Here is a 19,142-nt window from a genome sequence, read left to right as displayed (position 1 = left end):
TTGAAAATTTTATGCAGACGAAATTAAGTTTTTATAATGAAATACCCATATATTAAAAAAGGTAAAGCCCGACAAAGAGTTGTCGGGCTTTACCTTGAGGTTCGGTTGTTTAGTTGATTACATCAATTTCTTTTGTTGCATTATGCGTTCTTCCGAACATATCTACGGCTTGGATTTCAATAGAATGTTTACCGGCTTTTAATTTTGGAAGTTTCAATCGCCACACGTGTGCTGAATTGGAAGGATCGCTAGGTCTGCGGCCTTGGATCAATGAATTTGCACCATCATAGGCTAATAATTCCTTCATGTAGGCAGGATCGAAACCTTCTGTTTTTTCCATGTTTTTCCATTCTCCTTGATCGATACGGTAAGTAACCTTATCTGTTGCCGACCCTAGGAAGAAGTTGGCATAGACATGATAACGGCCAGCATATTTCTCTTTGACTACCGAAGGGCCAAATAGACCAATGGTATAATCATCTGCTTTTCCAGCTACTTTATAATCGAAGTTATATTGGTTTCCATCGATATTCAAGATGGCATAACCTTTAGGCGTACCATCACGCATCGTAGACGCAGGGACACCTTTTTCATTCATCTGACCAGAGTACCAGTCGCCAGAAGTTGTTCCCACATTATATTCATGATGAGGTTTTGCACCCAACCAATCGTGTTCCTGGGTGTAGAAGTTCTGCTGCTGATAATGGGTATGTGCCGAAAGAGAAAGGGTGTTTGGGTAATCTTTCAATAGCTCAAACAATCTTTTTCTGTCTTTTTTACGGAAGGATTTGTTGTTTTCAGGGTTCAATGGGATATGGAAAGCAAGTACGATCAACTTATCCTTCGGAACAAATTTCAAATCGTTTGCAATGAATTCCAACTGATCGGCTCTCAAACCACCTTGGTAGCTCTTTCCTGTCTCCGGATGTGGATAAATGATATTATCCAAAATGATGAAGTGTGCATTTCCAACATTGAATGAATAATTATTAGGACCGAAAGTACGTTCGAAACCTTCATCAGCTAAGGAATCTTGAGTCACATCATAATTCATGTCATGGTTTCCCATCACATTGAACCATGGAAGTCCCATTTTGCCAACTGCTGTTTTATAAGAAGAGTGTAAGGTTAGATTATCACCTACTAAATCCCCTAAACTGATACCAAACAAAGGACCTTTTCTTTCTTTTGCCTCATCGATCAAGCCTTTGCTGAAGTATTGGATTTCTTCTTCAGTATACGCTTGAGGGTCTCCGAATACGAATGCCGAAAATTGATTGGATTCCGGTTTAGCTTTTAAGGCGAAGTCGATCGATTTGGGTAATGGACCAGTTGGAGCAACACCTTGATATTTCAATTGTGGTGATCCATTAGGCTTGTGGATGTAATAGAATTTTGGGTGGTTGTCCTGATCAACAGGCAATTCATAACCGGTAGGTTTGATGACAAAAATGATGTTGTCGTTTTGGACAGGGATTTCATATTTCCCTTTGTTGTTGGTTAGTACAACATCTTTTCCATTACTGATGGCAACACCTTCAATCCCATTTTCTCTACGGTCTTGTTTTCCATTTCCATTTAAGTCGTTAAATACGGTTCCTTTGGCTAGGTCTTGTGCGAAGACCGATCCGGTCATCATACAGGCGATTAATGACCAATATAAATTTTTCATTTATCTTATATTATATTTTTATTTCTTTCAAAAGTAAAGAAACAGCTTTAAAATAAGATTAACAAATGATTAAGGAAGTGTTTATGGGTTTAATTATCTTATTTTTAAGTTCTTCGGTATGGAAATGGAACTAATGAACCGATTATTTAATCGGTTCATTGGTTTGGGCTAGTCTTTGGGAGCCTGTATTTGCAGGGCAAGCAATATCATCCGTTGCATCATAGATCAATTTTTTTGATCCTCTATCTTTAATTAATGTTTCCGGAACATAGATTTGCACTTTGGTTTGCGAATATCCTGAAGGGTAATATCGGATATAATATCCATCGGGATGTAAGGTCCAGATTCCACTCGGAATATCTGCTCTTACTGGCGCCATTCCTGCCATGATCGCATATTTTTCGAACTCGGCATAGGTGTAATTTCCGGAGGAAACCAATTGGCGGATGTTGTTTTCAGCTTCGAAAATCTTTTGGATAGCAGGTGGCATGCTCGATTTGGCTTTCGCCATGACGTCAATTGGGAGGATGCCCAAGGCACCGCCTTCCAATTGCAGGATCTGTTTTGCAGTCAATAGACGTAATGCAGTTTCTTTTACCGGTCCACTGTAATCAATGAACTTTGTTTTGGCAATAATGGTCCAAAGAAGCATTTGAATATCCGTTTGTTGCACTTCAGGATGTTTCTCTGCACTTTTGAGGATAGCGGTTACAATATCCTTTTTCTTACCAAGTATAGGCGCATACATATATCCATCCCCAGCAGACGGAGCGTAGGTTCCTGCTTTTAGGCAATAGCTTTTGTTGATCATTTCAAAATGTCCAGATTGCAGGACATAGCCATCATCGCCATTTTTTGCCAATGTTGAAAATGGCAAGTATTTGGCACTACTTTCAAACTCTGGCATTTCTTTGCCTTCTTGATCCACATCGTCAAAGCTGGTGCTAATGGCTTCGGGTTCCTTTAAAATTTTATCAAGCCCTAATGCCTGTGCACCTTTGGAGGTAACAGCTTTTCCTGCTTTATTCAATAAATCCCCGAATTGGGCAGAAGCCATTTGGGTATTTAAAAGGATGGTAAAAAGTAGAATAGCGCTAATTTTAAGTTTTTTCATTTGATCAGGTAAATTTGATATTGATTTAAAAATAATATAATCTTTTAAATTTACCTGCTCTTTTATTTAAACTATGTATTAAGCTTTGAATAATTACTAATTTTTTTACTATTAAAGATTAAAAGGACACCCAGGATTATTTTAAGCCCATGTATATCGAAATTATTCCATAGGAATTTTTGATAAGGTTCATCCTTCCGAAGGAGAAGCATGTTTTTTATTACAGACAAAATAAAATCTGGAATATTTAGGATGATGATGGCAAGTCCAAGAATAAGCAAAGCGATCTGAAATATCTTTTCATAATTGAATTGGCTGTTTTGAAGGATTTCTTGTTGATTTTCATCCTTTAATTTTAATAGATTAATGATTATTTCTGTTCTGAAAAGTAGAAAATAAGCCAGGATCCATTGAATAAGCAGGAAAATTATTAATGAAGGCAAAATGACTACTGTTTCTCTTGCCATTTGTATGGTAAAAAAGAACATGCTTAATTCCTTGAGGGAATTGATACTCCATAAGAAGAGGATGATTCCAATGATTTTGATCGCAAAAATAAAGAGCTCCGTTTTTTTCATGGTTTGGGAAAATGTGGTATGTGTAGTTTATTTTATAGAAATATGTGGTATGTGTTTGAAAATCAGTGGAAATATAAAATTTCCCTTGTTGTTATACAAGGGAAATTAAAAATTATGTTTTTCAATGGTAGAATTCTTAAAATTTATGCGTGAAAGCTATACTTCCATAAAAGGGTAAAAGTTTCCGACCATCGGCTGGTGCTACCCAACCAATCCTGACCAAATCAAAAAGATTTTTTTATCTCTGTGCTATAGCTTTATTAACTCCAACTTCTGTAGCTATGTTTCTAATATAAGATTAAGACAATCAGTAAGATTTATAGGAAAAGGTGAAAATATTTTTTCATTAAATTGGTTAAAAACGGTCTTTATAAATTAAGTAAAAACCTATTGATTTTTATCCAAAATAAGCACCAAATAAATAATCAATCTTCCCAGTAAGATGATTCCCATTGGATATAAAAAGAACCATTTAAAAGCAGCATACTGCCTATCGGTCCAAGAATCAAAAAATTTAGGGCGTTTCATTCCTTAAGAACAATCAAAAAACAGTATAGTTGATAGAAATTTTTAAACCATAATTAAATAAATGCTTATATTTATTCAAATGTTTAAACAATTCCTCCTTATTGTTTTTTTATTCAGCATTTCAAAGTTATATGCTCAATCAGCATATACTTTAATCTGTAAGGTCGATAGTTCCCTTCACCTTGAAAATGAAATTTTTTATTTAAAGCATATCAACAATGGTGATATAAATCCTATGGTCCATGACTCGGTACAGGTTATGAATCATCAATTTGTTTTCCAAGGAACAATGAATACGCCAGCGGTATACACCCGTTTGATCAGTAAAAAGGATGGCTCTGAGAAATGGTTTATGTTAAGTTCTGGTACCAGCCATGCCGTTTTATCCAAGCCAAATTTCAATCCAAAAAGCGGGAAGCCCTTAGGAATAAGCAGTTCATTCACTATCCCAGGAGACGAAAGGTTCCGATTAATGGAGATCACCGATAAGTTATATGATCTGTATGTGGAGGAGATCGATAAATTTAGGGAGCTTTCCAATTCCAGCAAGGAAGAGACAATTCAGGATCAATTGATGGATTCTTCCTTTCATTATCTGGACAAAAAAAACCCTTACCTAATCACATTGATAGAAGAGAACCCTTCAAATTATACTTCCCTATATCTATTAAGTTATTATCGGCCAAACCTATTGAACAAAGATGTTGGAAAATTGGAACAACTCTTCAATGGGTTGGATGAAAGCTTGAGGCAAAGCGAAGAAGGCAAACGACTTCAAAAGATTATCAACGCCAAAAAGCATATAAATGTAGGCATGATGGCTCCAGATTTTTCCATGAAAGATATGCATGGAAAGACCATAAAATTAAGTGATTTTAGGGGTAAAAAAGTACTCTTGGATTTTTGGGCAAGTTGGTGTGTTCCCTGTATCGAAAATCTTCCTAAACTAAAAGAATATGCTGAAAGAGAGAATTTTACCGTATTGGCCATTTCTTTGGACCATGATCGGAATAATTGGTTAAAAGCTATAAAAAATCATAAATTCGATTGGGCCATTCATATTTCTGAACTTCAGGGATGGAAAGGGCCGATCGTTCAGAACCTCTATAACATTGAATCCATACCTAGAAGCATCATCATTGATGAAAAGCGCAAAATGATACACATTGATTTAAAATTATAATTCCTAATTCTTTCCCGTAGATCTCCTTCCTCCTGAAAGTACAGCAAGAAAACCCACTAAAATTTGCTTATTAGTTTAATTTTCTCTATATTTGTAATCATTAATTATTGAATTGAACAGCAGAATCTAAACCTTTATTCTGCATTAAAGCCGTAAAGTTTGATTGAAATACATGTTATTGGTCAACCAATACATCGGCTATTTATTGCTTTAAAACCTAAGTAAAAACAATTAGAGAAATGAAAAACATGTTATTAGCAACTGATTTAGATGGGACCTTCCTAGGAGGACAGATGGAAGAACGATTACGTCTCTATCAGATCATAAAAGAAAATAAGAATATACAACTGGTCTTTGTTACAGGCAGGGGTATGGAATCGGTCATTCCCTTATTGAACGACCCCACCATTCCAACACCAGATTATGTCATTGCAGATGTGGGATCTACAATTTTTGATGGTAACTCCTTGGCGGCAATCGACCCGATACAACATGAAATAGAAATAAATTGGCCTTCTGTTTATGAACTGCAGGAGGCCTATGCCGATATTCCCGGATTGGTGTACCAAAATGTACCCCAACAGCGACGTTGTTCCTATTATTACGATTCGGAAACCGATCTTGAAACGGTTCAAGAAATTGCGGATGAAATGGGTTGTGATGTGATCACATCGGTGAATAAATATTTAGATATTATGCCCAAAGGAGTCAATAAGGGTAATACACTAAAAAAACTTGTTGACCTATTGGAAATCCCATACGAGCAGGTGCTCGTAGCTGGCGATACCCTGAATGACCTTTCTTTATTTCAAACCGGGTTCGAAGGTGTTGCGGTTGGGGATTCCGAAGAGGCCCTATTAGAAGCTACCAAGGGACTTTCCAATGTCTACCAAGCGGAAGATGCTGGGGCTGCAGGTATCCTGGAAAGTATGGAAAGGCATGAAAGATTTCGGGCCTACGTTTCCAATATACCATCTGAACCCATGCTCCTGGATTCTTCAGAAAACAAACAGCTGATCATGGTATACCATCGATTACCCTATGAACGCAAAATGGTAGATGGTGAACTCAAACAGGTGGCTCCTCAAAGTCCAAATGGCATTATCCCATCGTTATTGGGACTTTTCGAACAGGGAAGACCTGGCGTCTGGATAGGTGAGGAGGTCGATCTCGGTGAGAACCAGAGCACAGAAAAGCAAAAAGTAGATGTAGAAAAATATCCCCATTTAGATGTATCCGCTATAACACTTTCCCAAAAAGATATCGATCAGTTCTATCGGGTATTTTCAAAGGAAGCCTTTTGGCCAACGATATTTTCCTTCGTCGATAAAGCGAAATTCAATCACAAAGATTGGGACCATTATTTGAAGATCAACAGGTTGTTTGCAGAAAGGATCGCAAGAGAAGCAGACCGAGAAGCCCTGGTCTGGATTCATGAGTATAACCTGTGGATGGTACCCTCTTTCCTAAAAATGTTGCGCCCCGACCTGAAGATTGGATTTTTCCACCATACAGCATTCCCAGCCGCCGATATCTTCAATACCATTCCATGGCGACGGGAAATCATCGGAAGCCTTTTGATGTGTGATTTCATCAGTTTCCACATACCGAGGTATGTAGAGAATTTTATTGATGTTTTAAGGAGCCATACGCCGTTCGAAATAGAAAAAACAGTAAATGTTTCCAATCAGTTTCTGACCTATAGCATGGCGTTAGGGGTGGAGCATATGACCAAAATCATTTCGGTAGAAGGTCGTACCATTCGCTTAGGGGCGCAGCCAGTTGGAGTAAATTTCGAGTTGATCGAAAGGATCCTATCCCAGGAATCCATACAGAAGCGAATTGAAGGGTATAAAGCAGAAGCAGCAAAAACGGGTATAAAACGTATCGTTTCCATCGAACGGATGGACTATGTCAAAGGGCCTTTGGAAAAGGTACAGGCTTTTGGAGAATTCTTGAAACAACATCCTGAATTTCAGGGTAAAGTGGAATTGATCAATGTATGCACCCCACCCTCCAAAGGGATGCGGATATACGATAAGATTCGTGACCAAGTAAACCAGGCCGTTGGGGAGATCAATGGTAAATACGCCACTTTAGATTGGACCCCTATACAGTATTTCTACCAGGCATTACCGTTTGAGGAAGTTCTTATCCAGTATGCTTTGTCGGATGTTGCTTGGATCACCCCATTAAGGGATGGATTGAACCTGGTTTCCAAAGAATTTGTTGCTACGCAAGGAGTACTAAAACAGGCGGGGGTTCTGGTTTTATCCGAATTTGCCGGCGCATCAGTGGAACTTCCTTATTGCGTTCCAACAAATCCTTACGATCAGTTGAGCATGATCGAGTCTTTACACCAAGCATTGACCATGGAAGAGGAGGAAGCCCGGATCAGGATCAGAAGGTCGCTCCAGCAAATCAGACATTACGATATCCATTACTGGGGAAAGGATTTTGTGAGGGAATTGGAAAGTTCAGATGAATTAAGCGTATAAACAAAATATAAAAATGCAAGTAGAACAGTTAGAAAACGTTGAAGGGAAAATAGAAAAATTTATAGATAGTGCGATAGCCTATGCGCCGATCTTGATCAGTTCCATTTTATCGGCTGCATTAGTCTTATTTCTGGGACTTTGGTTGATCCGAATGGTTAGAAGGCTTGTAGATAAGATCTTCATCAAACGGGAGGTCGATCCAAGCATCCGTACCTTTCTTGGCAACCTGATCAATTGGATATTAAAGGTAATGTTGTTTATTGTGGTTGTAAGTCAGTTGGGCGTACAGACCTCTACATTTATTGCTGTAATCGGTGCAGCCGGGTTGGCTATTGGTCTTTCCCTGCAAGGCTCCCTATCAAATTTTGCCGGTGGAGTACTTATCCTACTCTTTAAACCATTCCGTGTGGGAGATTATATTTCTTCCTCTAGTGGTGTGGACGGCACTGTTAGGGTGATCGATATCTTCAACACCCGATTGGTAACCCCGCAGAATCAATTGGTTATTATTCCAAACGGGGAATTATCAAACAGTAATATCACCAACTTTACGGAATTGGGTACCCGCAGGACTTGGTTTGATATAGGGGTATCCTATGATGCAGACCTACGTTTGGCAAAATCCATTCTATTGGAGTGTATCCGCAAAAATGAATATGCCTTTAACGATCCTGCACCAGATGTGGTGGTTACCAGTTTGGGAGACAGCGCAATCAATCTTTCCGTACGTGTAACGACCAGCAATGAACATTTCTGGGCTATGCAGGAACAACTCATCATCAGCTGCAAGGAAGCCTTGGATTCAGCAAGCATAGAGATACCATTTCCACAAACAGATATCCATATAAAGCGAAAATAATACATCTCTATTGTCATTTTTAAGAGGGATATTGACGTCTTGGCTTATAAATTGTAGGGAGGTAATTTATTATTGGAAAAGCTCAGCAAAAGAAGAGATGACACTTAAACTAGGTTTCAATACGAATTATCAGAAAAATATATTTACCGGATACCAGAAACATATCCTTACTGGTTTCTTTTCTATATTATTATTAGCTGGACAGGCGCAAGAGAAAGAAAAGCAGGAACCTGCTACTTTGGATTCCATAGAAATAGTAAGGGATTACCGTCCGATGCTAGCGGATGTGGTCAAAATCAGGCGTACTCCGGATATGGACATCGATCGGAAAGCATTGGAAGTAGAATTGCGGCAGATCGCTGCCGGCATGTTCTATTCCCGCTACGATTTCCGCGAACCCTTCCATAGTCCTTTGCCGGAAAGATACCCCAATGCTTCCCGAAATAATATTGATAATAACCGGATAGGTATCATGGCCTATCGGGGTAAAGAATATGAACGTGCCAGTTCCATCCTGAAGAAGGTGGAGCCGGGAGATGCTTTTTATCAGAGTTCCATCATCGCCCTAGGAAAGATTGCACAGGAAAATGGCGATAAAGTAAATGCCAGGAATGCATTCTACAAAGCATCCCAACTGAGTTTCGATAAGGAATTGAAAGCCGATGCCTTATACAACTATGCGAAGATGCTAAATGAATTGGATTCGGTGCAGGTATCCTTACAACCTTTAAAGGATTATCTTGCCCTGCGATTTGAGGGCGTAGATTTAAGCGCCAACCAAAAGGAAACCACGGAATCGCGAATGGCGGAGATCCTCTCCGGAAGTAGCAATTTTGAGACTGCCGTTTATCTGTTGGAATCCTTCAGTAATCGAGATCAGAAAGCAGAAGAGGTCTACCAGAAGATTACCTATTATCGAGGTTTGGAGTTCTATAACGAACGTGCGTTCGAAAACAGTATTTCCATGTTCATGCGGGCCGAAAAATCTACCTTAAATCCCGAAATGGCAGCATTGGCAACCTATTGGAAAGCAGAAGCCATGTACGAAGTCCGCAAATTCAGCGAAGCAGTCGACAACTTCAGCAGATTCCTTCGTCTACCAGCAGCGAAAAATACCTCTGTATATAATTATGCAAATTACGCTTTGGCCTATGCGGCATTCCGCATCAATAGGTACAGCGTGGCTGCCGATTATTTCGAGCGGTTTTTAGCATCGGAGGGAAGCTCTTTAGATAAGAAGGTGAAATACGATGTGATGGCTCGATTGGGAGATTCCTACCTCACCATGCGTAATTATGAAAAAGCTAAAGGTTTTTATGATCAATTGATCAGCGAGAAGGCACCGAACCAAGATTATGCCTTGTTTCAACAGGGAATTATACAAGGCTTGCAGGGAAATAATGAAGGAAAATTACAAACCTTGCTATCTGTTGTAGAAAAATATCCAGGATCCAACTATGCAGATGATGTGGCCTTTGAGATCCCATACATGTATTTTACGATGGGTGAGTATGATGCTGCAATAGAAGGGCTTCAGAAGATGGTCAAGCAATATCCTCGAAGTAGTTATGTGCCTAGAGCCTTAGTAACCATTGGTTTGGTTCAATACAATAAGGATGAAACGGAAGCAGCTATGGCTACCTTCCAAAAAGTGGTGAAGGATTTCAGTACAACTTCAGAGGCCGCACAGGCCATGGCTTCCATTGAAAGTATTTATCTGGATCAAGGCGATGCGCCGAGTTATATTGAATATGCCATCAATAACAATATCAGTAACCTGAGTGAGGCAGAGCAGGATAACATGGCATTCCAAGCAGGAAGAACCTTGTTTGCGAGAGGACAGTATGGACCAGCTGTTGAGGCGATCAATGCTTATTTTGATAAGTTTCCAAAACCTAGACAAGAGAAACATGCGCGTTATATCCGTGGAGTGAGCTTATACCATACCAATAAGCCCCAGGAAGCCCTGCATGATCTGAATATCATTCTGAACGATTGGACCAGCCCTTATACCGAGAAAACCTTAATGACTGCTGCGGCACTTTACCTGAGTCTAAAGGAATACAACGAGGCGATTGTGCATCTTAAAAAGTTGGAGCTGAATAATGACTATAAGGAAAATTATGGTTATGCGGTCACGAATCTGATGATCTGTTATTTTGAATTAGGCGATTACGAACAGATGAATAAGTATGCGAAGTTGGTTCAGGGCTATGAAAAGGCTACGGAAGAGGAAATTGCTACGGCGCATCTGTATGCGGCTAAGGCCAGTTTAAAGCAGGAAAACAAAGAAAATGCTTTAAAAGAGTTTAATCTGGCGGCATTGAAGAGCCAAGGGGCTGTGAGTGCTGAGGCGAGGTATCGTGTGGGATTGATGCAATATGATAACAAGGAATACGACATAGCCCAAAAATCAGCTTTTGATGTGATCGAGAATATGGATTCGCATGATTACTGGGTGGCGAAGAGCTTTATCCTCCTTGCAGATACTTATTCCCGCAAAGGGGATAATGTTCAGGCAAGAAGTACCTTGGAAAGTGTGATCGAAAATTATGAAGGTGATGATGATATTATTCCTACAGCAACCGACCGTTTACAGAAATTAAAGAAGAAATAATTTTATAAATAATCATCAAGACTTTCTTGAGATGATTTGGATAGACCTGGGATTACATTTCCAGGTCTATTCGTTTTCCATTCTTCCAATAGCAGGGTTTGTAGGCTGTTGGAACAACGCCAGTTGCACCTGTTATATAGACATCTGTACCATCGACGAATATTCCATAGGCCTGTGCATTATCTTCCAGCTCATGGATTTCTCCGTTCTTCCAGTAGCAGGCTGTATGGCCGGTACTGTTTGAATTCCTTTTATTGATCAGCCCCACAGCATAAAGGTCATTGCCGTTTTTGATGATTTGATGGACTTCGCCATGTAGGTTTTTATTCAATACAATTGCCTCGGTATTTTTCCAGTACATGGGGATTCCACACAATCCTGCCACATAGGTCTCTTCTGGAGAATGCCTATATATTGATGTGATACCATTGAATACTTGGGATTCTTTTGGAATGATCAATTCGGTAAAGCCACTGTTTTCTTCCCAAAAGAAAGCCGATTTGGGAGCAAAGGCAGATCCAATTTCTGTTCCGACAAATTTACCATAGGTTCCAGCAAAAATCGGTTTATTATGGTAAAAGCTTACTGCTGAAATGGTTCCCGTACTATCAGACGATAGTTTTATCTCCTTGCCATTGAGGAAATAGGGCATAAGTTCTTTCTCTCTGAAAGCGGATTGGAAAAATTGAAATTCTTGTATGTTTCCTTGGTTATCTTTGTAATTATAAACAATTCTGCTTTGGTTATTAATTGCCTCCCGGAAACCGCTTTGATTTTTAATCTGGTTCATGAAAGCTGATTTTTCTGTAGATTTTCCATTCACCCAAAATTTGGAACTTATTTCTCTGTTTTTTGCTTTTACGCCACTGATTAGGATGTTCCCATTTATTACTTGAATGGAACTTCCGAATTGTAAATGGTAATTCAGTTCAGCATCATTTCCATCTGTATCGAATAAGGAATTTTTACAGCTAGGGAAAAGGGAAGTGGTAATGGCGAGTAAAAGCAGAATGCTGAACTTAAAAAATGGATTGAATTTGTTTTTAAACAGGATATTATACATAATTGGGCTTTGTAAATAAAATGGTTTTTAATTCGTTAATATTTAGCTAACGAGTAAAGGATTATTTCTGCTACAATGATGCGGTATCTAGTTTAAATTATTGAAAACCTCTATTTAATAATATAATTACCTAGGTTGGCTTGTTTATTTTTATGAGCATGGTATATTTGAATATGGTATTTCATTATTTGATATCCTATGAAATATCTCATTTAAGAAAAAACACTAGCTAATTTTATAATTCTGTCTACACATGAGAATATTTTTAATAATCGTCCTATCCACTTTTAGTTTTGTTTGTTTGTATGGACAAGATAATGCTGTCAGGTTTAACGAAGCTTACATTAAACTCAACGATAATAAGGTAAATATTGAGATACCGGAGGTACAGGAGTTGACTTTAATCATGATGGCGATTACAGATCATGGACTTAAGGACTCCAATATGGTCAATCACAAAAACAGTTACCATCAAGAGGTCCTAAGTCATTTCAGTAAATTCAAAGACCATAAGGCAATTAAGATATGTGATTCATTATTGCAGAAAAGCCTTATTTATTACATTTTGATATCTTCCAATTCCTATGGATTCCAATTTGATGGCGACAGTTTGATTAGGACAAATGTGTATACATTTCCTGGAAAGGGGGTAGGAACAGTGGAGATTCATGAAGATCCAATAGTATTATATCGGAAAGAAATTGAGGATTTCGCCAAGAAATCAGGATTTAGGAAATTTTATCAATCTCATAAGCCTTATTATCAAACTATTATAGATGATTATATCAAATATGCGGCAATAGATAAACAAAAGAAATGGCTAGAAAGTAAATTTGATTATAAAATCAATAGTTATCGGGTTTTGACCTCGGGACTTATAGGTGGCATAAATGCAACACATACTTTTGAAGATAATAATTTTAAGGAAATGCTCTTGTATTTACCGGTAATCAAACATCAAGCAGATATAGATCAAGATTTTAATAGGGCTTTGAACAGTAGGGTGATTTTTACAGAAATTGATCATAATTATGTAGGTCCACTAAGTTCAACGTTTAAGAACCATATCGATACTATTTTTGATAGGAGATCAATTTGGGTGGATTCAACGAACAAATCAACCAATCATTATCCCAATCCTATTAAAGTTTTTGATGAGTATTTAACCTGGGGATTGTTCATTTTGTACATCATGGATACCGAACCCAAAAATCAAATTCTTCTATCGAAAGTCAGAGAAAATATTGATGACAGGATGAAGTTAAAAGGCTTCCCTAAATCAAAAGAATTTAATGAAGAACTTGTTCGTCTTTATAATCAGAATGATTTTCCAAAGATAAGGAACATTTATACGGATTTGCTTAAGTGGTCCTCGAAGCAATAGACAGGATAGCTTTTAAGGTCTAAGAATAGGTGAAATAAGTTGTATTAAAGGTTTTTAGTTTGTAGCAGGTAGGATAATGGAAATAAAGGATAAATCGGATTTTGACACTATGTTTCTAGATAGGTTCGGGGATATTAGCAAAATAACTTTGAGTAATATCAAGAAAAATAGAATTAGAATTAATCTGGGTGAAGATCTGGATGGAAAATCTAGGGTAAACCAAGCTTTAAAAAGGAGCAAAGCGGTTTTGGATTTCTGTTTTAAAGGTAAGGAAATATGGTTGCAGATTATTTTGTGGGATAATGATGCCTTGATAGCATTAAAAACTGCAGGTATCAATCCTGATTATGCAGATAATAAACTTGAATGGAAAGAGGATGATAATAATTTTTTAGGCCTTAATTATAAACAGTACTCTTTTCAAAAGATATTACCTATATGTTTGTCAATTATAAACTTTGACCTTGCTTATTCTCCATCAGCTAATATAACCTGTTATTTTATTGATTTTGTAGAGCCTATAATTGTAAATATTTATGATGATAGAGGATGCGATATATACTCCCCGAGTAGATCGTTATTTAGGAAGATTAATCCCGATATTCTATTTAAATAAATTAATAGTTGTTTTTGAAGCTAGACAAAGTACTACCATACCTGATCAAAATCCAACCGCTTTTAGAGTTTGGCTAATCTGCGGCTCGGTCAGGCTATAATGTTGTCACTTTTTTTGATACAAAAATACCGCCAACAGTCTTCATCTATTTCATAGTTAATGTTGAATCATGCTTGCGCATTTCTCTTCAACGACCTTCGCTCAACTCGCAGGACGGCGAGTGAACTTATTTAACTTAAGTGTTAAAATCCCCAATTATTTGGAATCGATTTGTAATATTTTCTAATCTTTTAACTAGGGGCATTATATAAGTCTGGTCAAAATGCATTTCAAATTGAAGTTGTGTTGAATATATTCCTGGTTTGTCATTACAAGTAATTTGAATTGTAAAGTTTCCTGTATTATCACCCTGAATTATAAGTTCCAAATAACCTTCTAAGTCATTAAAAGTCATTTTGTCATTTAAGTTATTATATAACCGACTTAAGCCTTCTTTTAGAATTTTAAAGTCAAAAGTTGTTAAATCTGCTTCATAAGAGCCAATAAAACCTCCTGATTTTAGTTCAATTTGAGTTTTTATCCAATTTTTATCCCAATCTGAACCATCATTCATTTTGCCTATTGGAGTGATTCTGATGAACTGTCCATCATCATTAATTTCAAATTTTAGGTCTTCGTCTAATTGCATAATTTACTACTAAAGCTCTTAATCAAATATAAACAATTTGGACACGAAAATTTACAGGGGGTATAGATGTAAAGTATAAAGTCCAAATATTTCTATGTTTTATCTAAAAGTGAACCAAGATTGAACCAAAACAAAGGGTTTTTTATTATTTTTTTGTAAAATTAGCTTTGATTAATTAACAGAGTGTTTACAGGTTCACTTCTTGTTAATTAGGGTTAAATATCTGAATAGGAGAGGTTTACAAACAAAAAATCCCCACATTTCTGTAGGGCACTGAAAAAGTCCTCTTTTAGATTGGGCTAAAAAAAGGAGTGGAAAACAACAGTTTTCTGCTCCTTTTTTCGTATCTTAAAGTAGGCTTTAACGGACATCAGGATGCTTTCTACCCAACAAAAAATACAGTTCAGTTCCTATTCGGGATTGTACGATATCATTGTTCCAAAAGACAATCTACTTCGCAAAATCAACGATCTTATCGATTTCAGTTTTATACATGACGAGCTTCTGGAAAAGTACTGCCATACCAATGGTCGTACCGCTGAGAGCCCTATCAAGATGTTCAAGTACCTTCTTTTAAAAACGATCTACACCGTTTCAGATGTTGATGTCGTTGAGCGTTCCAGATATGATATGTCCTTTAAATACTTTCTCGAAATGGCCCCTGAGGAGGATGTGATCAATCCAAGTTCGCTCACTAAATTCCGTAAACTACGATTAAAGGACATGGATCTATTGAACCTGTTGATCAACAAGACCGTAACGATCGCTCTCGAAAAGGGTATTATAAAATCAAGGTCCATCATCGTAGACGCGACCCATACCCATTCCAGATCTAACCCCTATTCAGCATTGGAAGTCCTCAAGGAGCGTTCCAAGCTGTTAAGGAAAGCGATATATCAGATAGATGAGGACTACAAAGGGCGTCTGCCACAAAAGAACGAGTCCAACGACCTGGACCAAGAACTTACCTACTGCAGGGAATTACAGAGAGTGCTGGATCAGGATCAATCCATCAGTGAAATACCGGCTGTAAAGGAAAAGCTGAACCTGTTGAAGGAAACCATCGAGGACACAAAGGAATACTTTCTGCTCTCTAAAGATGATGAAGCCAGGCTTGGATATAAATCTGTAGACAGTAGTTTCTTTGGTTATAAAACACATCTGGCGATGACCGAGGAACGCATCATCACAGCAGCGGTCGTTACTACGGGCGAAAAAGGTGATGGTCCGGAACTGCCCCGGTTATTGGAGATCAGTAGGCAGAATGGAATGGAAGTGGATACTATAATAGGTGATGCTGCATATTCTGGAAAGGACAACCTTCAACTGGCAAAAGAACAGAACATTGATATCATCGCTAAATTGAATCCAGCAGTTAGCCAGGGATGCAGGAAAGAGGGAGAACACTTCCACTTTAACAAGGACGCAGGGATGTTTGTCTGTCCGGCAGGACATTTGGCTATCAGAAAAGTTCGGGGAGGAAAAAAGAACGGAGTGAGCAATCAAGTTGATAGCTATTTCTTTAATGTAGAGAAGTGTAAGGTTTGCCCACTTAGAGAAGGATGTTACAAGGAAGGGGCTAGAACCAAGTCCTATTCCATCTCCATAAAAACCGATCTTTACAAAGATCAGATGGCTTTTCAAGAATCAGATTATTATCGGAGAAAGTCCAGGGAAAGATATAAGATTGAGGCCAAGAATAGTGAGCTCAAGAATGTCCATGGTTATGGCAGGGCCGATTCCTATGGTATCCATAACATGGAAATGCAGGGTGCAATGGCCATCTTTACGGTAAACTTGAAAAGAATCCTGAAATTGATCTAAAAAGGAAAGGTATTACCTCAAAAACAGGGCAATTGGGATACTAAAATCTCAAACAGCAAGCCTAGTCGGCTAAACCTTCAATAAGGCCATTAAAAAACACACTTTCAGAAATCCTTTAAACAAAAATGACCGAGTAAGGTAAATCCTGTACTCAGTCATTTCTTTAAATCTCATTAAAAAGTTGAGACTTTTTCAGTGCCCTCCATTTCTGTGAGGATTGTTTCCGTGCTCCCAACTGGGCTCGAACCAGTGACCAAAAGATTATGAGTCTGATGGTCATATATCTTGGAAATGGTTGAAAAATGCCATTTCTGCTTTACAGAGGCAATATATGAACAATTTTTGAAATCGCAAAATTTTCTTCCGTTACGTATTTGTTACGATTTCTCTATTTCAGCACTGTCCATATTAGGAAGTCAATATAACAGGTGACTTCAATGCTTTCATCGATTCGCCAAATTCTATGTCTTTTGAAAACACAATAATTTCATCACCGATTCGATTCGACGCGGCTTGTGAAAGCTTATAAACAATTTTCCTTTCCTGAGCGTATAGGTTTAATATAAAATCATGATGGTCATACGATACCATCCATCTTTTTTTCATTTTTAGAACGTGCTTTGATAGTTTCTTATGATCATTGTTGGAATAGAAGTTCATATACAAGTCTGCCCCTTTCTGATAATAAGGGGGATCAAGATAAATGAATACTTCTTCTTTGATTTTATTCATTTTTTCAATAAAGACGAGACCATCCATACAGGACAACGTTATTCGGTCTTTTAGTTCTGCTATTTTTTTGATACGTTCAATTAAATCAGCTTTGTTAAAGCGAGCATTAATTTTGTATTTTCCTTTTTGTTCTTGCCCGCCAATTACTCCACCTTTTATAACGCCTGATACATTTGTTCTATTTAGAAAAAAGGTTGACTTAGCAAGTTCAAATTCATCTAACTCGTATGATCGTCGCTGAAGACCTTTATACAAATTCCAGTTTTCTATTGAAATTTCAACTTCATTTAGCCAGTTACAAAACTCCGTTGATCTGTTTAATATTGTTGACCAAAACGAATATATTGAGCGGTCAAGGTCATTTATGTAAACATGGTTAACATAGCCTTCAAACAATAATCTCAATGCCAATCCTGCTCCCCCCGCATACGGTTCAGCATAGCTGGATCCAATAAGATTATTTTCGTAGAACAATTTTGATACAAATGAAAATATACAGTTTTTCCCTCCTGGGTATCTTAGTGGAGAGTAATGATTAGATTTAACCCTCTTTTCCATATGTTAATGATAAAATAGATCCAATAATAATCGAAATAGCAAGCGTTTGCTCTATATTCGAGGTTGATTGATAGTTATGGGCACCAGTATGCAACAGTTGTACAATGCTTTCTTTCTTCACGTTTTGATTTGAAAGTAGAGTTTTGATATCTTGATCTAATTCTTTTTTTGCCTCATCAAAATTGTCTTTCAAATAGTCATCAAATTTTTTCTTGACACCATTTGCTGCTGTTTCAGAAAGTAAGCGCAAGGACATACGAATTAAACCCAGAAAGGAGTTAGACAGTTCATCTTTTCGCGAGGTATAAAATGTATATAAATCTGTTATATCTCTATATAAATTGCTGACCTCTCCAATTTTTAAGTAAAGCTTTCCACCAAACAATTCAATTCCTTTCTTTGCTACGCGTTTGGCTTGTCGAGGTGCTTTTTGTTTTTCCTTTGTCTCGTCAAAACGGATTTTTGATAAATGAATTTTACTCTCTCTATTCCGATCTATAATTTGTTGAGAGGAAGGATCCAAGACCTCTAATACTTTACCACGATTTTCTCTGGTACTTATTGTTTTCGACTTTACTTTATTTGATATATCAGTTAAAATGGCACGTGCATCATTATCATCATGTACACTATTTAATCGTCCATTTTTTATAAAAAAGCCGATAGATTTTAAAGAGTCTTCTTTGAAGATTTCATCTTTTACAAAGCGTTGGTTTAAATGGGGATTGTTACTTATAATAGCGGTATCCTCTTCTAATATCAAAAATGGGCTTTTTTCTTCTCCCATGAATTTGTGTACGAATATATCTCTTTCTAAAGGCTGCCAAGAGCCTGAATCGCTATGCTTTCTATAAACGTTATTTAGTGCGATTTTTTTTGTGCATACGTTACACGGAATATTTTCCGGAAAATTCGGAATTTGGATAACTGTTCCTTTCGGAATAGTTACACATCCGTGCTTTATTTTACCAAGCACTATTCTTCTATTGCCATCATAAACTATAGGTTTTTTTCCGTGATAGACAACTGTTGGAAGTTCGCTAAAATCATAATAATCTCCCATTTCTTTAGCTAATTTGGATAATGACCACTTGAGAGACTTATCTTCAATCGCACGATCGACAATCTCTTGATCTTTCGCATTCGCATCAATAGGATCTCGAGGGTTTTCTGTCCAGAGAACCAAATCCTTAATATTTATATACTCAACTTTTTGTTCCATAGTGGC

General features: G+C 37.5%; 14 protein-coding genes. 7 read left to right on the top strand and 7 right to left on the bottom strand.

What is annotated here, in order from left to right; all coding sequences use genetic code 11:
* Positions 1–109: 109 nt before the first annotated feature.
* The 3 genes from E3D81_RS05380 to E3D81_RS05370 all read right to left on the bottom strand — a co-directional run bounded on the left by E3D81_RS05380 (position 110) and on the right by E3D81_RS05370 (position 3,364).
* On the bottom strand, positions 110–1,672 hold the full coding sequence (locus tag E3D81_RS05380) for a calcineurin-like phosphoesterase C-terminal domain-containing protein (protein ID WP_134776713.1): 1,563 nt from the start codon (positions 1,670–1,672) through the stop codon (positions 110–112).
* A gap of 142 nt (positions 1,673–1,814) precedes the next feature.
* A complete protein-coding gene (locus E3D81_RS05375; RefSeq protein ID WP_134776712.1) occupies positions 1,815–2,786 on the bottom strand; it encodes a hypothetical protein in 972 nt (323 codons plus the stop codon).
* Positions 2,787–2,857: 71 nt separating this feature from the next.
* Complete coding sequence (locus tag E3D81_RS05370; protein WP_134776711.1) at positions 2,858–3,364, bottom strand: hypothetical protein; 507 nt, start codon at positions 3,362–3,364, stop codon at positions 2,858–2,860.
* 589 nt (positions 3,365–3,953) lie between these two features.
* On the opposite strand from E3D81_RS05370, the gene E3D81_RS05365 reads away from it, so the two are divergent.
* The 4 genes from E3D81_RS05365 (at position 3,954) to E3D81_RS05350 (ending at position 11,049) form a co-directional block, all read left to right on the top strand.
* On the top strand, positions 3,954–5,075 hold the full coding sequence (locus E3D81_RS05365) for a TlpA disulfide reductase family protein (protein WP_134776710.1): 1,122 nt from the start codon (positions 3,954–3,956) through the stop codon (positions 5,073–5,075).
* 239 nt (positions 5,076–5,314) lie between these two features.
* Positions 5,315–7,573, top strand: a complete 2,259-nt coding sequence (gene ggpS / locus E3D81_RS05360; protein ID WP_245153290.1) for a glucosylglycerol-phosphate synthase — start codon at positions 5,315–5,317, stop codon at positions 7,571–7,573.
* Positions 7,574–7,586: 13 nt separating this feature from the next.
* A complete protein-coding gene (locus E3D81_RS05355) occupies positions 7,587–8,432 on the top strand; it encodes a mechanosensitive ion channel family protein (RefSeq protein ID WP_134776709.1) in 846 nt (281 codons plus the stop codon).
* 97 nt (positions 8,433–8,529) lie between these two features.
* Positions 8,530–11,049: a tetratricopeptide repeat protein gene (locus tag E3D81_RS05350; protein WP_134776708.1), complete on the top strand. Its 2,520-nt coding sequence runs from the start codon at positions 8,530–8,532 to the stop codon at positions 11,047–11,049.
* A gap of 52 nt (positions 11,050–11,101) precedes the next feature.
* Here the strand turns inward: E3D81_RS05350 and E3D81_RS05345 are convergent, their stop codons facing one another.
* Positions 11,102–12,112, bottom strand: coding sequence for a hypothetical protein (locus E3D81_RS05345; RefSeq protein ID WP_134776707.1), 1,011 nt, complete (start codon positions 12,110–12,112; stop codon positions 11,102–11,104).
* 253 nt (positions 12,113–12,365) lie between these two features.
* Here E3D81_RS05345 and E3D81_RS05340 point away from each other — a divergent pair, with 253 nt between their 5' ends.
* Positions 12,366–13,496: a DUF4932 domain-containing protein gene (locus tag E3D81_RS05340; RefSeq protein WP_134776706.1), complete on the top strand. Its 1,131-nt coding sequence runs from the start codon at positions 12,366–12,368 to the stop codon at positions 13,494–13,496.
* 148 nt (positions 13,497–13,644) lie between these two features.
* On the top strand, positions 13,645–14,112 hold the full coding sequence (locus E3D81_RS05335) for a hypothetical protein (RefSeq protein ID WP_167554241.1): 468 nt from the start codon (positions 13,645–13,647) through the stop codon (positions 14,110–14,112).
* Positions 14,113–14,347: 235 nt separating this feature from the next.
* Here the strand turns inward: E3D81_RS05335 and E3D81_RS05330 are convergent, their stop codons facing one another.
* Entirely contained in the window at positions 14,348–14,800 is a 453-nt protein-coding gene (locus E3D81_RS05330; RefSeq protein WP_134776704.1) for a hypothetical protein, read from the bottom strand.
* A gap of 375 nt (positions 14,801–15,175) precedes the next feature.
* Here E3D81_RS05330 and E3D81_RS05325 point away from each other — a divergent pair, with 375 nt between their 5' ends.
* Positions 15,176–16,624, top strand: a complete 1,449-nt coding sequence (locus E3D81_RS05325) for an IS1182 family transposase (protein ID WP_134776703.1) — start codon at positions 15,176–15,178, stop codon at positions 16,622–16,624.
* Positions 16,625–17,032: 408 nt separating this feature from the next.
* On the opposite strand, the gene E3D81_RS05320 is transcribed toward E3D81_RS05325, so the two are convergent.
* Positions 17,033–17,914, bottom strand: coding sequence for a DNA adenine methylase (locus tag E3D81_RS05320; RefSeq protein ID WP_134776702.1), 882 nt, complete (start codon positions 17,912–17,914; stop codon positions 17,033–17,035).
* Complete coding sequence (locus E3D81_RS05315; protein ID WP_134776701.1) at positions 17,898–19,136, bottom strand: hypothetical protein; 1,239 nt, start codon at positions 19,134–19,136, stop codon at positions 17,898–17,900. Before E3D81_RS05315 ends, E3D81_RS05320 begins: the two co-directional genes overlap by 17 nt.
* Positions 19,137–19,142: the final 6 nt, after the last annotated feature.

Source organism: Sphingobacterium sp. CZ-2 (assembly GCF_004526235.1).
GTDB classification, from domain to species: domain Bacteria; phylum Bacteroidota; class Bacteroidia; order Sphingobacteriales; family Sphingobacteriaceae; genus Sphingobacterium; species Sphingobacterium tenebrionis.
The sequence above is the reverse complement of the archived record's forward strand: the minus strand, read 5'-3'. Positions and strand labels throughout refer to the sequence as shown.

Coding starts and splice junctions, on each gene's coding strand:
- E3D81_RS05315 (WP_134776701.1), bottom strand. CDS start 19,136: ATGGAACAAAAAGTTGAGTATATAAATATTAAGGATTTGGTTCTCTGG.
- E3D81_RS05365 (WP_134776710.1), top strand. CDS start 3,954: ATGCTTATATTTATTCAAATGTTTAAACAATTCCTCCTTATTGTTTTT.
- E3D81_RS05375 (WP_134776712.1), bottom strand. CDS start 2,786: ATGAAAAAACTTAAAATTAGCGCTATTCTACTTTTTACCATCCTTTTA.
- E3D81_RS05330 (WP_134776704.1), bottom strand. CDS start 14,800: ATGCAATTAGACGAAGACCTAAAATTTGAAATTAATGATGATGGACAG.
- E3D81_RS05320 (WP_134776702.1), bottom strand. CDS start 17,914: ATGGAAAAGAGGGTTAAATCTAATCATTACTCTCCACTAAGATACCCA.
- E3D81_RS05345 (WP_134776707.1), bottom strand. CDS start 12,112: ATGTATAATATCCTGTTTAAAAACAAATTCAATCCATTTTTTAAGTTC.
- E3D81_RS05370 (WP_134776711.1), bottom strand. CDS start 3,364: ATGAAAAAAACGGAGCTCTTTATTTTTGCGATCAAAATCATTGGAATC.
- E3D81_RS05325 (WP_134776703.1), top strand. CDS start 15,176: ATGCTTTCTACCCAACAAAAAATACAGTTCAGTTCCTATTCGGGATTG.
- E3D81_RS05355 (WP_134776709.1), top strand. CDS start 7,587: ATGCAAGTAGAACAGTTAGAAAACGTTGAAGGGAAAATAGAAAAATTT.
- E3D81_RS05380 (WP_134776713.1), bottom strand. CDS start 1,672: ATGAAAAATTTATATTGGTCATTAATCGCCTGTATGATGACCGGATCG.
- E3D81_RS05340 (WP_134776706.1), top strand. CDS start 12,366: ATGAGAATATTTTTAATAATCGTCCTATCCACTTTTAGTTTTGTTTGT.
- E3D81_RS05350 (WP_134776708.1), top strand. CDS start 8,530: ATGACACTTAAACTAGGTTTCAATACGAATTATCAGAAAAATATATTT.
- ggpS (WP_245153290.1), top strand. CDS start 5,315: ATGAAAAACATGTTATTAGCAACTGATTTAGATGGGACCTTCCTAGGA.